This is a genomic window from Kribbella sandramycini (genome assembly GCF_013131805.1).
Lineage (GTDB): Bacteria > Actinomycetota > Actinomycetes > Propionibacteriales > Kribbellaceae > Kribbella > Kribbella sandramycini.
Genome location: NZ_JABJRC010000012.1, coordinates 88,768 through 101,865, shown reverse-complemented (window position 1 = coordinate 101,865; position 13,098 = coordinate 88,768). Strand labels below are relative to the sequence as shown.

The window sequence follows — 13,098 nt, the reverse complement described above, 5'->3', positions numbered from 1 at the left end:
GGGTTGTGAAGAACTACGAGCTGGTGCTGCATCGGGTCGAGGCCGAGCTGGCCGCCGGGCGGCTGCGGATCGGCGGCCGGCTGCCCGGGGAGCGGGCGCTCGCCGAGCAGCTCGGGATCAGCCGGCCGTCGGTGCGCGAGGCGGTCCGGGTGCTGGAGGCGATGGGCGTCGTCCGGACGGCGACCGGGTCCGGGCCGGACGCCGGGACGGTGATCGTCGCCGAGCCGGTGTCGCCGCTGACCGCCGTCCTGCGGTTGCATCTGGCAACGAACCACTTGCCGATGGGGGACGTCGTCCAGACACGTGTGCTGCTGGAGTCGTGGGCGGCGCGGGAGGCGGCATCCCGGTCGCCGGAGCTCGGTGCGGTGTCGGCGTTACTGGATCGGATGGACGAGCCGGGGTTGTCGCCGGAGGAGTTTCACCTGCTCGATGCCGAGTTTCATGTGGCGCTGGCGGGGCTGGCGGGGAACGTGCTGATCGCGGCGGTGATGGAGTCGTTGCGGTCGGCAATTCACGGGTATGTGCTGGCGGCGGTGCCCAATCTGGCCGACTGGGAGGCGACGGCGGTGGGGTTGCGGGCGGAGCACCGCGGGATCGTCGCGGCGCTCGCGGCGGGTGACGGGGAAGGCGCGGCCGGGTTGGTGGCCGCGCATATCCACGGGTTCTATCAGGCGGCGCGGTTGCCTTCGTAGCAACGTTCGGCGGTGCTGAGGGCAGTGCGGCGGAGGCCGGCGATCACGACCGCGCCGACGAGCAGGTGGAACGACGCGAGACCGAGTTTGGCGCCGATGCCGATCCCGCCGACCAGCGGGCTGCCGAGCGAAAGCACACACGCGACGATCGCCACGGTCGTCCACACCTTGCGGGCAGCCGGCGTACGACGCTCCAGGATCGCAAGCAAAGCCCACCCGGCGAACGTCATCACCGCCGCGGACACCACGATCGCCGGGGCGCCCACATGCTGCAGCACGCCGCCCTGCCGCGCATCCAGAGTCAAACCAGCAACGGGCACCAGAACAGCCCACCAGGACGCTGCGGCGATTGTTGTCGCACCGACCACGAGCAACCGGCTGCGATCCTTCCGTCGAGTAACCCGCTGACTGACCGAAGCTGACGAGCTGAGCGTCTTCATCTGACTGCCTCCTTGTGGGTTGGTTGGTGGGGACAGCTTCGGGGTGGGGTGGGGGGTTGGGCATCGGTCGGGGGGTGGTGGGGGTTCTACTTTGGTTGGTGGTGGGGTGGGGGGTGGGTGTTTAGGGTCGGGGGATGGAGAACTTGGGCTGTCCGGCGGAGGGGCGGCGGTGGGTCTGGGACGTTGGGGTTGTTGTGGTGGTGGGGGTGTTGACGGGGCTGACGATCGTGGGGCGGTTGTCGGATGCCGGGCAGCCGCGGCGGGTGTTGCTGGATGTGAGTGTGGGGGTGATCAGCACCGGGTTGATGGTTGTGGTGGGGCGGCGGCCGGTGGTGGGGGCGTTGGGGCTGGCGGCGTTGGTGGTGGTTTCGCCGGCGGCTACGCCTGCGTCGACGGCGACGACGATGGGGATCGCGTTGCAGTTGCCGCAGCGGACGGCGATTGCGATTACTGCTGTGCAGGTGGCGGCGCATCTGGCGCAGGGGGCTTGGCGGCCGATCGGGAATCTGCCGTACCTGTGGTTCGCGGTGCTGGCGGTGGCGGTGCATGCGGCGATGCTGGGGTGGGGGTTGTGGACGCAGGCGCGGCGGCAGTTGGTGGAGAGCTTGCTGGAGCGGGCGCGGCGGGCCGAGGCTGAGCAGGGGCGCCGGGTGGCCGAGGCGCGGACGCTGGAGCGGACGAAGATGGCTCGCGAGATGCACGACGTCCTCGCGCATCGGTTGTCGTTGCTGGCGACGTACGCCGGGGCTCTGGAGTACCGGCCGGATTCGTCGCCGGAGAAGCTGGCGCGGGCCGCGGGTGTCATCCGGGTCGGGGTGCATCAGGCCTTGGACGAGTTGCGTGCGGTGATCAGCGTGCTGCGGGACGACGAGGTGCCGGAGGGGCCGGGCGGGCGACCGCAGCCGACGTACCAGGATGTGGAGAGTCTGGTGGCCGAGTCCCGAGCGGCTGGTACGACGGTGGCGTACGACGACCAGGTTGTGGATCCGACGTCGTTGCCACCGGCCACTGGGCGGACGGCATACCGGGTCGTCCAGGAGGGGCTGACGAACGCGCGCAAACACGCAGCCGGGCATCCGGTGACTGTGAGTCTGACGGGTGCGCCCGGGGCCGGGCTGCGGATTCGGCTCACCAATCCGGCGTCGAACGGCGTACCGATCGCGCCTGGCAGTGGGACCGGCCTGGTTGGGCTGACCGAACGCGTCCAGCTGGCCGGCGGGACGCTCGACCACGAGCGCGAACCCGGTGGCGGCTTCCGGCTGGAGGCCTCGCTACCGTGGCCGGCATGAGTGAGCCGACGATCCGCGTGCTGGTGGTGGACGACGACGCGCTGGTCCGGGCGAGTCTGGAGATGATGCTGGACGGCGCCAACGGGATCGCCGTCGTCGCCCAGGCCGCGGACGGCGACGAGGTCCAGGCCGCCGTCGACGCGCACTTCCCCGACCTGGTGCTGATGGATCTGCGGATGCCGCGCGTCGACGGGATCGTCGCGACCCGCCGGGTCCGCGCCCGGCCGAACCCGCCCGAGGTCGTCGTCCTGACCACGTTCGACACCGACGAGAACGTCCTGCATGCACTCCGCGCCGGGGCGAGCGGCTTCCTGCTGAAGGACACTCCCCCGGCGCAGATCGTCGAGGCCGTCCGCCGGGTCGCGGCCGGCGACCCGATCCTGTCCCCCGCGATCACCCGCCGGCTGATGGACCGCGCCGCGACCCAGGCCGACGCGCACACGATCGCGCGGGCCAAACTCGACCAGCTGTCACCGCGCGAGTACGACGTCATGCTCGCCGTGGCTCAAGGCAAGGCGAACGCCGAGATCGGCCGCGAGCTGTACATGAGCCTCGCGACCGTGAAAGCGCATATCTCGCACATCCTGACCAAGCTCGAGCTGGGCAACCGGACGCAGATCGCACTACTCGCTCATGACGCGGGGCTGGCCTAGAGGGTGTCTGTGGGCTCCGCGCCGTAGCGAGGAGGTGCTCGGTGCGGTAGCTCGGTGTGCGGGGGCGGAGGGGTCGATGCGGAGCATCGTCACCTTTGCACCCGTGCGGCGAGATGCTGTGCCGAGTGCCCCGCAGTAGGCGCGGAGTCCGCAGACACCCTCTAAAGTACCCGGCATGATCAGGGTGCTGCTGGCGGACGATCAGGCGTTGGTGCGGGCCGGGTTCCGGGCGTTGCTGAACGCCGAGGACGACATCACCGTGATCGGCGAGGTGTCGGACGGCGCGGCGGCGGTCGAGGTCGCGCGGGCGGAGAAGCCCGATGTGGTGCTGATGGATATCCGGATGCCCGGTGTGGACGGGCTGGAGGCGACGCGGCAGCTCGGTGCGGACGCCGAGTTGGCCGGCGTGCATGTGGTGATCCTGACGACGTTCGACCTGGACGAGTACGTGTTCGAGGCGTTGCGGGTCGGCGCGAGCGGGTTCCTGGTGAAGGACACCGAGCCGGTCGAGCTGTTGCAGGCGGTCCGCGTCGTGGCGCGCGGGGACGCGCTGCTCTCCCCCGGCGTCACCCGCCGGCTGGTCGAGGAGTTCGCGACGCGGAGCCGGCAACCCCATGCCAGTAAGGAGCTCGACGTCCTGACCGAGCGCGAGAAGGAGATCGTCGCGCTGGTCGGCGAGGGGTTGTCGAACGACGAGATCGCCGAGCGGCTGGTCGTGAGCCCGGCGACAGCGAAGACGCATGTCAGCCGGGCGATGATCAAACTCGGCGCCCGCGACCGCGCCCAGCTGGTCGTGGTTGCCTACCAGACGGGTCTCGTGCGCCCCGGCTGGTTGGGGTAGTACTCCGTACGACGTAGGCGCGGTGCCGCCCGGTGGGCGACGCGCCCTGGGGGCTCCGACCGGCAATCTCGTCGGTATGGATGCGCTAGTTGAAGTCAGCGGGCTGACGAAGAGGTACGGCGACACCCTCGCGGTCGATGGTGTCGATCTGAGGGTGCTGCCGGGTGAGGTGTACGGGTTCCTCGGGCCGAACGGCGCGGGGAAGACCACGACGCTGCGAATTCTCACCGGGCTGATCGCGCCGACGAGCGGCCGGGTCCGGGTGCTCGGCGGGACGCCGGGGCGGCCGGACGTGCTGGGGAAGACGGGCTCGATGATCGAGTCGCCCGCCTTCTACCCGTACCTGTCCGGCCTGGACAACCTGCGGCTGCTCGCCGAGTACGCCGAGGTCCCGCGCCATCGGGTCGACGAGGTGCTGGACCTGGTAGATCTCAGAGAGCGCTCTCGGGACCGTTTCTCGGCGTACTCGCTGGGGATGAAGCAGCGCCTCGGCGTCGCGGCCGCCCTGCTCAAGGACCCGGAGCTGGTGATCCTGGACGAGCCGACGAACGGGCTCGACCCGGCCGGGATGCGCGACATGCGCCGGTTGATCCGCGAGCTGGGCTCCGACGGGCGGACCGTGCTGCTGTCCAGTCATCTGCTCGGCGAGGTCCAGCAGATCTGCGACCGGGTCGGCATCATCGACGCCGGCCGGATGGTTGCCGAGCACCACGTCGAGGACCTGCGCGGCGAGCAGGAGCTGCTGATCCGGGCGGCGCCCCGAGAGAGCGCTCACTCCGTTCTCTCCGGGCTGCTCGGCGCGGACGCCGTCCACCGGTACGACGACATGCTGCGGGTCCAGGTCGACCCGGCCCGCGCGGCCGACCTGAACCGGGCCCTCGTCGAGGCCGGGATCGCGGTCTCCGAACTGCACACCAGCGAACGAGCGCTGGAAGACGTCTTCTTCCAGCTGACGACCACGGGAGCGAAGTCCGATGTTGGGTAGCTACCGCGCCGAGCTCTTGAAGCTGCGCAAACGATCCGCGGTCTGGGTGCTGTTCGGCGCCGGTCTGGTGCTGAGCCTGATCTTCGGCTATCTCCTGCCCTACCTGAGCTATGCGACCGGCGACGAGCAGACGGACGGCGTACCGCGGGCGCAGGTCCTCGCCGGGATGTTGCCGGCCCGGGTCGTCGACAACGTGATCGGCGGTTATCCGATCTTCGCGGGAGCGCTCTCCCTCGTTCTCGGCGCGATCGTGCTCGGCGGCGAGTACACCTGGGGCACGCTGAAGACGATCTTCACCCAGCGCCCCGGCCGCGGCGCGATCCTGCTGGCCCACCTGCTCGGCATCGCGACCACGATCGCCGTCTGGGTGCTCGGCATGTTCGCCGCCTGCGCCCTGTGCAGTATCGGTATCGCCGCCGCCGAGAACGGCGCGATGACCTGGCCGAGCCTGCTCGACCTCGCCAAAGGACTGGCCGGCGGCTGGCTGGTGCTGATGATGTGGGCCCTGGCCGGCGCCGTCCTGGCCGTTGCCTTCCGCAACGTCGCGCTCCCGATCGGCCTCGGCGTGGTCTGGATCCTCGGCATCGAGGCCCTCTTCGCCGGAGTGGTGAACAGCCTGCTGCCCGATCTGGAGTTCATCTCCGACGCGCTCCCCGGCGCCAACGCCGGCTCACTGGTCTTCGCCGTCACCGGAATGGCCACCGCCGACGCGCCACCCGGCGTGCGGGAAGCGGTCGGCGGCGGCCGATCCTTGCTGACGATCCTGGCCTACTGCGCGCTCTTCGGCGTCCTCGCGGCCTGGAGGACGAAGCGGCGGGACGTCACTTGATCCCGGCGTGCACGAGGGCGAGCTCGCAGAACATCGCGTTCGCCCAGGAGAACCACTCCCGGGTGAACTGCGTCGGGTCGTCGACGTCGAAGCCCTCGTGCATCAGGCCCGTCCCGCCGGTGGTGTCGCGCAGCAGCTCGAGCAGCTGCTGCCGCTCCGCGGCCGACGTACTCGAAATCCCCTGTACAGCAAGGGCAATGTGCCAGATGTAGCGCGGCGGCGTATGCGGGCTGCCGATCCCGGAGGCCGCCGTGCCGCTGTAGTAGTACGGGTTCTCCGGGCTCAGCAGCAGTTTGCGCGTCGCGAGGTACGTCGGGTCGTCGGCAGCGACGTACCCCGACAGCGGAGCGCTCAGCAGCGACGGCATGTTCGCGTCGTCCATCAGCAGGGCCGCGCCCGCGCCGTCCACCTCGTAGGCGTAGACCCGCCCGTACGTCGGGTGCTCGACGGTGCCGAACCGGGAAATGCCCTCGTCGATCTCGGCCTTCAGCTCCTTGGCCCGCGCGGCCAGCGCCTCGTCGCCGAGCACCTCGGTCGCGATCTCCTCCAGATACCCGAGGACGACGGACGCGAACATGTTGCCCGGCACGTTGAAACCGAGGTCGGTCGCGTCGTCGCTGGGCCGGAACGCGCTCCACGACATCCCGGTCGGGCGCGTCTCCCGGCCGCGCCCCTCGCGGACGAGGGTGTCCGACGGCCGGTCGTCGTGCCGCTGGAACCGGTACGGCGAGCGGCCCTCGTGGTCCTGCTCGACGGTCCACAGCTCCAGGATCGCCTCGGCCGCGGGCTTGAACCGCGCGTCGATGACGTCGTCGCGCCCGGTCGCCCGCCACAGCTTGTAGGCCAGGTCGAGCGGGAAGCACAGCGAGTCGATCTCGTACTTGCGCTCCCAGACCCACGGCGACATCTCGGTCTCGTCGCTGGTGTGGCCGGCGCCGTTCGCCTCCCGGTTGAAGGCGTTCGCGTACGGGTCGTGGACGACGTACTCCAGCTGCCGGTGCAGGACGCCGATCAGCACCTCCTGCAGGGCGGGATCGTCCTTGCAGAGCAGGGTGTACGGCCGCAGCTGGGCGGCCGAGTCGCGCAACCACATCGCCGGGATGTCGCCGGTCAGCACGAACGTCGTGCCGTCCGGCAGCCGCTCGGCCACCGCCGGGAGGTTCTCGGCCATCGACCGCCGGAACATCTCCGCGATCACCTCGTCCCCACTGGCCTCGCGGACCTTCGCGGTGGCGCGGGCCAGCACATCGGGATCGATCATGTTCGACATCTACCTTTCAGCAACGAGTTCACGTTCCGGCGAGAACGTGTGGTCCAGCACCAGGCTGCCGGCGCCGATCGCACCGGCGTCCGCGCCGAGCGCCGTACCGGTGACTTCGAGGGGGTGGATCGCGCGGACCGTGAAGCGGCCGTCGAGCGCGGCCCGGACGCGGTCGCAGAACAGCGGCCCGAGCGGCTCCCAGTACGGGCCGCCGAAGACCACCCGGTCCAGGTCCAGCAGGTTCGCCACGTCCTCGACGGCCTTGGCGATCCGCTCGGCCAGCGCGGTGATGATCTCGCGGGCCACGCCGGGCCCTTCGGCGGCCAGCGCACAGAGCCGGCCGAAGGCGGCGTCCACGGCCTGGCGGTCGTCGAGATCGATGCTCTGGGCAAGTACTCCGGCGTGGACCGCCTGGTGCACCAGGTACCGCGGGCGGCTGGTGTCGCCGACGCAGCCGCGGCGTCCGCAATGGCAGACCGGACCCTCCGGATCGACGATCACGTGACCGATCTCGCCCGCGTTGCTCGACGTCCCACGGATGATCTCGTCGCCGATCACCAGCCCCGCGCCGACGCCGGTGCCGAGGTAGAAGAAGACGAAGTTGCCCGGCGCGCCGACCCACTTCTCGGCGGCCGCGGCGGCAGTGACGTCCTTCTCCAGCAGCACGGGCAGGCCGGTCCGCTCCCGCAGCTCGTCGCGGAGCGGGACGAGATGCCAGGTGGACAGGTTCGGCGGGTCGACGACGACGCCGCGCTCGGCGTCGATCGGGCCGGGGGCGGCGATCCCGACGCCCATCACCCGGCTGCGCGGCGCGGCCGCCTCGGCGATCACCGCCTCGACCGTGGCCGCGATCGCGTCGATCAGGACATCCGGGTCGTCGTCCTCGGGCGGAACGAGCTGGTGCCGGGCGACGACCTCGCCGGTCAGGTCGAGCAGGACGACGGTGACGACGGCCGGGTCGAGGTGCACGCCGACGGCGTACTGGCCGGTGGGCTCGAGTCGCAGCAACGTCCGCGGTTTGCCCAGGCCGGTCGTCTTCTGCCGACCGGCTTCACGGACCAGACCGGCCTCCAGGAGCCGGCGGATGATGTTCGAGATGGCCTGCCCGGACAGGCCGGTGGCCGCAGCCAGTTCGACGCGGCTGAGCTGCTCGGTCCGGCGGATCGCGTCCAGCACGACGGCGTCGTTGTACCCGCCGACGCGATCGAGATTCGTGCCCCGGCGAACGCTCACTCGCTCCCCCTCACGAGACCGGGTCGGCGCCCCAGGGCCGAGACCAGTCGTAGTGGACGGGGTTGCCCCCGCTCCGCCAGGCGGTCGGCGTGGTGCTGGTCAGCCAGTCCACCGGCTCGATCCCGCCCGCGCCGCCGCCACTGAGCGCCAAATGTATACCGTCACGGAGCGCGACGTCGGTCTGTTTCGTCCGGGCCGCCGGGTCGATCGACAGGAAGAGCGCCGTCCCCGAGCGGGCGATCAGGTCGAGGAAGCGGGCGTTCAGCTCCCAGGGGGTCTGCGGGGTGCAGGGCACGCAGTCGGCATCGACGGTGAAAAAGCGGTTGTGCTGCGGGAGCCGGAACGCGAGCGTGTTGACGCCCATCTTGCGGGTGCGCTCCCAGTCCCGCCCGGACGTGTCGTCGCCGGTGCGCTGGACGTCGACCAGCCCGGCCGCGAGGTGGCCGACGGTGTTGCAGCCGATCAGGACGACGTCCGCGGCGGCCGACCGGATCTCGCGGTAGAAGGCGAGGACGATCTCGGCCGTCGTCCGGCTCGGGTCGTGCAACTGCCAGCCGCTGTCGGTCAGCCGGGAGCCCATCGCGGGGCCGAAGGCGCCGAACACGTCGTACGTGCTGAAGTCGTGTTTGACGAGCTCGAAACCCCAGGCCCGGAAGCGCTGCAGGTCGGCGCGGACGAGGTCGAGAACCTCCGGGTACGACGGGTCGAGCGCACGGCCGGGCTTGTCGTGCGGCCCGGGACGCGCCTGGCTGCTCGGCTCGCGGACGAGCAGCGGGCGGAACCACAGGCCCGGGCGGGCGCCGATCGCCTTGATCTGCGCGGCCGTCCCGGCGAGGTCGTCGAAGACGCCCGGGGTGCCGCGATCCCACGGGCCGCCGGACGCGATACCGCCCGGGTACCAGCCGTCGTCGACGACGCTGAACGGTTTGACCGGGTGGCCGTCGGCGAGCTCGACGATAGTGGCGGCGTCGGTCAGGACGGCCTTCTCGTCGAAGTTCTCGCCGTAGGCGTAGTACCAGTTGTTGGCCCCGACCACCGGCGCGGGCTCAGGTCGCGCCGGCAGTCGGGAACTCATGGTGGCGACCGCTGCGTGCAGCGTCTGCCAGGGAGTACCCGCGTCGTGGAACAATTTTACGGTAGCTGCTGTCAGGGTCCGCCCGCTCAGTTCGGTGGGTCCGCCGCCGTTGCGCAGGTCGAGCCAGAGCGTGTAGCCGTCGGCGTCGACCGTCCAGGCGCAGAACGCGCTCGGCTGGACTTCGACGCCGGCGCCCGTCGTCCGGCCGGTGCTCGGGTCGTGGACGAGGAAGTACCAGGGCAGGAGCCGCTCGGGCTGCTGGTGGCGCCACTGGAGATCGCCGTACGAGCGCTCCCAGGCGTCGCCGAGGATCAGCGCGCCGGGCGGCAGCGGCTCGGACCAGCGCAGCGCGACCCGGCTGATCTCGCCGGCGGTGACCTCGACCGCGCCGTCCGCCCAGATGACCTCGGCGCCGGCGACCGACCAGCTCGCGCCGGTGCGGCTCGCGGCGGTCAGATCCGTGCCGATCTGGACGAAGACCGCACTCGGTTCTCTCACTGGCTCCCCCTGCGGGCGACTTTCCCCATTGACTTTAGTTATTCGCCCGGAGGAGCGTCAAGACGCCCTCGACCAGGCGATCGACGTCCGACTGATCGGTGTACGGCGCGAGCCCGGCGCGGACGGCGCCGTCGGTCAGACCGAGGTGCTGCGCGGGCTCGTAGGCGTAGAAGGTGCCGGCGGGTGCGTTCACCCCGGCGGCGGCGAGGTGCTCGGCGACGGCGGCGGGGGTATGACCGGCGACGGTGAACAGCAGCGTCGGCGTCCGGTGGGCGGCGTGGCCGTAGAGCGTGACTTCGGGGATCGCCTGGAGGCGGGACTCGAGGTCGGCGCGGAGGTTGTCTTCGTGCTGCTCGATCAGGGTGAGTGCACTGTTCAGCTGCGCGCGCCTGGTCTCGCCGACGCCCAGGCCGGCGATGAAGTCGACGGCGGCCGTCGTGCCGGCGAGCAGCTCGTACGGGAGGGTGCCGAACTCGAACCGCTCGGGGACGACGTTCGTCGACGGCAGCAGTTTGTCGGGGTGCAGGGTTTCGAGGAGCTCGGGCCGCGCGGTGAGGACGCCGAGATGCGGGCCGAAGAACTTGTACGGCGAGCAGGCGTAGAAATCGGCGTACGACGCGTCGATCGGCGCGTGGGCGGTGAGGTGTACGCCGTCGACGTACAGGAGCGCGCCGGCTTGGTGGACGAGGTCGGCGATCCGCTGGGTGTCGGGGCGGGTGCCGAGCAGGTTGGAGGCGGCGGTGACGGCGACCAGCTTCGTGCGGTCGTTGAGCAGCGGGGCGACGTCGTCCAGCTCGGAGGTGTCGCGATCGAAGCCGAGCCAGCGGACGGTCACGCCGGCGGCCTCGGCGGCCTGGACCCACGGGCGGACGTTCGCATCGTGGTCGAGGCGGGTGACAACGATCTCATCGCCGGGACTCCAGCTCTTGGCGAGGGTGCGGGCGAAGTCGTAGGTCAGCTGGGTCATGCTGCGGCCGAAGACGATGCCGGCCGGCGTCGTCCCGAGCAGGTCGGCCATCGCCTGCCGGGCGGCGCGGACGATCCCGTCGGCCCGACGCTCGGCCGCGGTCAGGCTGCCGCGGTTCGCGAGGCCGGCGACCAGCGTGGCAGCGACGGCGTCCGCGACCGGCTGCGGGGTCTGCGAGCCGCCGGGGCCGTCGAAGTGCGCCGCGCCTTCACCGAGTGCGGGGAATTGCTTGCGGACAGCAATGACATCGAAGGCACTCATAGCCGTCATCCTCTCCCGCCGAACCGGTTCGCGGCCAGGGTTTGCCCGCGGCCGGACAAACCGCTGCCCGGTTCCGGAAATCGCAGTACGAATTGTCGGCGGCGTGGTGCAGGATGTCAGGAGTGAGCGCCACTACGACTACTGACACTGTCCCGGTCCGGGCCTGGCTCCCGACCATGCTGACCCTGGCCGCCATCTGGGGTTGCAGCTTCCTGTTCATCTCGGTCGGCGTCCGCGAGCTGCCGCCGCTCTACCTGGCCCTCGGGCGGGTGCTGGCCGGGGCCGTCGTACTGCTGGCGTTCCTCGCGATCAAACGCGAGTCGCTCCCCCGCGACCCCAAGCTCTGGCTGCACTCGTTCGTCGTCGGCGCGGTCGGCTCGGCCATCCCGTGGACGCTGTTCGGCTACGGCGAGGAGCGCATCCCGTCGCTGCTGGCCGGCATCTGGAACGGCATCACCCCGCTCGTCGTGCTGCCGATCGCCGTCCTGATCTTCCGCACCGAGACCTTCTCGATCCAGCGCGGCCTCGGCCTGGTGGTCGGCTTCGGCGGCATGCTCGTCGTCCTCGGCGCCTGGAACGTCAGCGGCGGCGCCGACCTCGTCGGCCAGCTGCTCTGCATGCTCGCCGCCGTCTGCTACGGCATCGCCGTCCCCTACCAGAAGCGCTTCCTGGCCGGCACCACCCTCTCCGGCACAGCCCTCTCGGCCACCCTCCTACTCTGCGCAACCCTCCAACTAGCGATCGTCGCGCCGCTCATCACCCGCCAGTCGCCGCCCATGCCCTGGACCCTCTCGATCGAGACCGTCGCCAGCGTCCTCGCCCTCGGCGCCCTCGGCAGCGGCATCGCCTTCGTCCTCAGCATGCGCAACATCCGCCTCATCGGCGCCAGCCGCGCCTCGATGGTCACCTACCTGATGCCCATCTTCTCCATCCTCGTCGGCGTCCTGGTCCTCCGCGAACACATCACCTGGTACCAACCCGTAGGCGGCCTCGTAGTCCTCCTCGGCGTCGCCATCTCCCAAGGCGTCTTCCGGTTCCGCGTGAAGCGGGTCGTCGCGGAGCCGGCCGCCGGGCTCTAGCCGCGGCGGAGGTTGGGGATGGCGGCTACTACGACGGCGATCAGGGCGAGGGTGGTGCCGGCCAGGACGGGGAGGGTGATGGGTTTGTCGGCGGCGGGGGCGAAGAGGTCGACGAGGAGGCTGGCGATGAGTTGGCCGGCGATGGTGCCGAGGCCGAGGACGAAGACGCCTACTACGCGGACGACGGCGGCTGCGGCGCTGATGAAGATGACGCCGCAGGCGCCGCCGAGGTAGAGCCAGGGGTTGGTGGGGAGCGGGTTGGGGGCGCCGCGGAGGATCAGGTCGATGAGGAAGACGACCAGGAGGGCGGTGACGCCGACGAAGAAGTTGATGACGCCGGCGGCGACAGCGCCGTAGGCGTTGCCGGCGGCGGTGCGGGCGACGCGGCCGTTGATGGCTTGCTGGACGGCGGTGGCCAGGCCGCCGAGGGCGGGGAGGATGGCGAGGAGGAGGCCGTTCGGGTGCGAGAGCTGGTCGGAGACGGCCAGGACTACGGCGATCAGGGCGACGGCGGCGCCGACGATGCGCAGGGTGGTGAACTCCTGGCGGCCGGCGGGGCCGAAGCCGAGGCGGTCGACGACCAGGCTACTGACCGCCTGGCCGGCGACGACGGCGACGGTGAAGACGGCGACGCCGATGACGTGCACGGTGATCGCCTGGGTGGCGACCAGCCAGGCGCCGCACAGGCCGCCGATGCACTGCCACCAGCGCAGGTTGCTGCGGTTCTGCGGGTCGCGGATCGCGGCCCAGACGTTGCCGAGCGAACGCCGGATCGGCGGGACGAGCGCGGTCGCGACCAGCAGGATCAGGAAGCCGCTGCCGAACGAGATCAGCGCGGCCGGGATCCCATCGCCGAGGAGCTCGCCGAGACCGCCGTTCAGCCGCGACTGCACCGCGACCAGCATGCCGATCCCGAACGCGGCACTCAGCCCGATGATCTGCTGGCGACGGGTCGAGGTCTCGGACTGCGCGGCGGTCGTGGTCACCTCACCATC

At 70.8% G+C, this 13,098-nt stretch carries 13 protein-coding genes; 7 read left to right on the top strand and 6 right to left on the bottom strand.

The window, feature by feature from the left end:
* Positions 1-5: 5 nt before the first annotated feature.
* A complete protein-coding gene (locus HPO96_RS34850) occupies positions 6-692 on the top strand; it encodes an FCD domain-containing protein (RefSeq protein ID WP_171678737.1) in 687 nt (228 codons plus the stop codon).
* Here the strand turns inward: HPO96_RS34850 and HPO96_RS34845 are convergent.
* Positions 668-1,132, bottom strand: coding sequence for a DUF6069 family protein (locus HPO96_RS34845; RefSeq protein WP_171678736.1), 465 nt, complete (start codon positions 1,130-1,132; stop codon positions 668-670). The genes HPO96_RS34850 and HPO96_RS34845 overlap by 25 nt on opposite strands.
* A 134-nt stretch (positions 1,133-1,266) precedes the next feature.
* Here HPO96_RS34845 and HPO96_RS34840 point away from each other — a divergent pair, with 134 nt between their 5' ends.
* From HPO96_RS34840 to HPO96_RS34820, 5 genes are all read left to right on the top strand, one after another.
* Positions 1,267-2,421: a sensor histidine kinase gene (locus tag HPO96_RS34840; protein ID WP_171678735.1), complete on the top strand. Its 1,155-nt coding sequence runs from the start codon at positions 1,267-1,269 to the stop codon at positions 2,419-2,421.
* Complete coding sequence (locus tag HPO96_RS34835) at positions 2,418-3,074, top strand: response regulator (RefSeq protein WP_171678734.1); 657 nt, start codon at positions 2,418-2,420, stop codon at positions 3,072-3,074. Before HPO96_RS34840 ends, HPO96_RS34835 begins: the two co-directional genes overlap by 4 nt.
* A 175-nt stretch (positions 3,075-3,249) precedes the next feature.
* The gene (locus HPO96_RS34830; protein WP_171678733.1) at positions 3,250-3,915 is read left to right on the top strand and encodes a response regulator; all 666 of its coding nucleotides are present in this window, start codon (positions 3,250-3,252) and stop codon (positions 3,913-3,915) included.
* Between the two features lie 76 nt (positions 3,916-3,991).
* Positions 3,992-4,900 (top strand): ABC transporter ATP-binding protein, encoded by a 909-nt coding sequence (locus HPO96_RS34825; RefSeq protein WP_171678732.1) that lies wholly within the window; start codon positions 3,992-3,994, stop codon positions 4,898-4,900.
* Complete coding sequence (locus HPO96_RS34820) at positions 4,890-5,729, top strand: ABC transporter permease (RefSeq protein ID WP_171678731.1); 840 nt, start codon at positions 4,890-4,892, stop codon at positions 5,727-5,729. Before HPO96_RS34825 ends, HPO96_RS34820 begins: the two co-directional genes overlap by 11 nt.
* Here HPO96_RS34820 and HPO96_RS34815 read toward each other — a convergent pair.
* The 4 genes from HPO96_RS34815 to HPO96_RS34800 are packed head-to-tail and all read right to left on the bottom strand — an operon-like array spanning position 5,722 to position 11,024.
* Entirely contained in the window at positions 5,722-6,990 is a 1,269-nt protein-coding gene (locus tag HPO96_RS34815; protein WP_202886781.1) for a glycoside hydrolase family 125 protein, read from the bottom strand. The two genes, HPO96_RS34820 and HPO96_RS34815, sit on opposite strands and share 8 nt — an antisense overlap.
* Before the next feature lie 9 nt (positions 6,991-6,999).
* On the bottom strand, positions 7,000-8,223 hold the full coding sequence (locus tag HPO96_RS34810) for an ROK family transcriptional regulator (protein WP_337796931.1): 1,224 nt from the start codon (positions 8,221-8,223) through the stop codon (positions 7,000-7,002).
* A 10-nt stretch (positions 8,224-8,233) separates the two neighbouring features.
* Positions 8,234-9,796 carry an alpha-amylase family protein gene (locus HPO96_RS34805; protein ID WP_171678729.1) on the bottom strand — a complete coding sequence of 521 codons (1,563 nt, stop codon included), beginning with the start codon at positions 9,794-9,796 and terminating at the stop codon, positions 8,234-8,236.
* 34 nt (positions 9,797-9,830) lie between these two features.
* The gene (locus tag HPO96_RS34800; protein ID WP_171678728.1) at positions 9,831-11,024 is read right to left on the bottom strand and encodes a cysteine desulfurase-like protein; all 1,194 of its coding nucleotides are present in this window, start codon (positions 11,022-11,024) and stop codon (positions 9,831-9,833) included.
* Between the two features lie 122 nt (positions 11,025-11,146).
* On the opposite strand from HPO96_RS34800, the gene HPO96_RS34795 reads away from it, so the two are divergent.
* The gene (locus tag HPO96_RS34795; RefSeq protein ID WP_337796930.1) at positions 11,147-12,103 is read left to right on the top strand and encodes a DMT family transporter; all 957 of its coding nucleotides are present in this window, start codon (positions 11,147-11,149) and stop codon (positions 12,101-12,103) included.
* Here the strand turns inward: HPO96_RS34795 and HPO96_RS34790 are convergent.
* Entirely contained in the window at positions 12,100-13,089 is a 990-nt protein-coding gene (locus tag HPO96_RS34790) for a DMT family transporter (protein ID WP_337796929.1), read from the bottom strand. The genes HPO96_RS34795 and HPO96_RS34790 overlap by 4 nt on opposite strands.
* Positions 13,090-13,098 lie beyond the last annotated feature (9 nt).

Excerpts from the sequence above, each read along its gene's own strand:
- HPO96_RS34800 (WP_171678728.1), bottom strand. The coding sequence starts at position 11,024 with ATGAGTGCCTTCGATGTCATTGCTGTCCGCAAGCAATTCCCCGCACTC.
- HPO96_RS34820 (WP_171678731.1), top strand. The coding sequence starts at position 4,890 with ATGTTGGGTAGCTACCGCGCCGAGCTCTTGAAGCTGCGCAAACGATCC.
- HPO96_RS34815 (WP_202886781.1), bottom strand. The coding sequence starts at position 6,990 with ATGATCGATCCCGATGTGCTGGCCCGCGCCACCGCGAAGGTCCGCGAG.
- HPO96_RS34845 (WP_171678736.1), bottom strand. The coding sequence starts at position 1,132 with ATGAAGACGCTCAGCTCGTCAGCTTCGGTCAGTCAGCGGGTTACTCGA.
- HPO96_RS34825 (WP_171678732.1), top strand. The coding sequence starts at position 3,992 with ATGGATGCGCTAGTTGAAGTCAGCGGGCTGACGAAGAGGTACGGCGAC.
- HPO96_RS34830 (WP_171678733.1), top strand. The coding sequence starts at position 3,250 with ATGATCAGGGTGCTGCTGGCGGACGATCAGGCGTTGGTGCGGGCCGGG.
- HPO96_RS34835 (WP_171678734.1), top strand. The coding sequence starts at position 2,418 with ATGAGTGAGCCGACGATCCGCGTGCTGGTGGTGGACGACGACGCGCTG.
- HPO96_RS34840 (WP_171678735.1), top strand. The coding sequence starts at position 1,267 with ATGGAGAACTTGGGCTGTCCGGCGGAGGGGCGGCGGTGGGTCTGGGAC.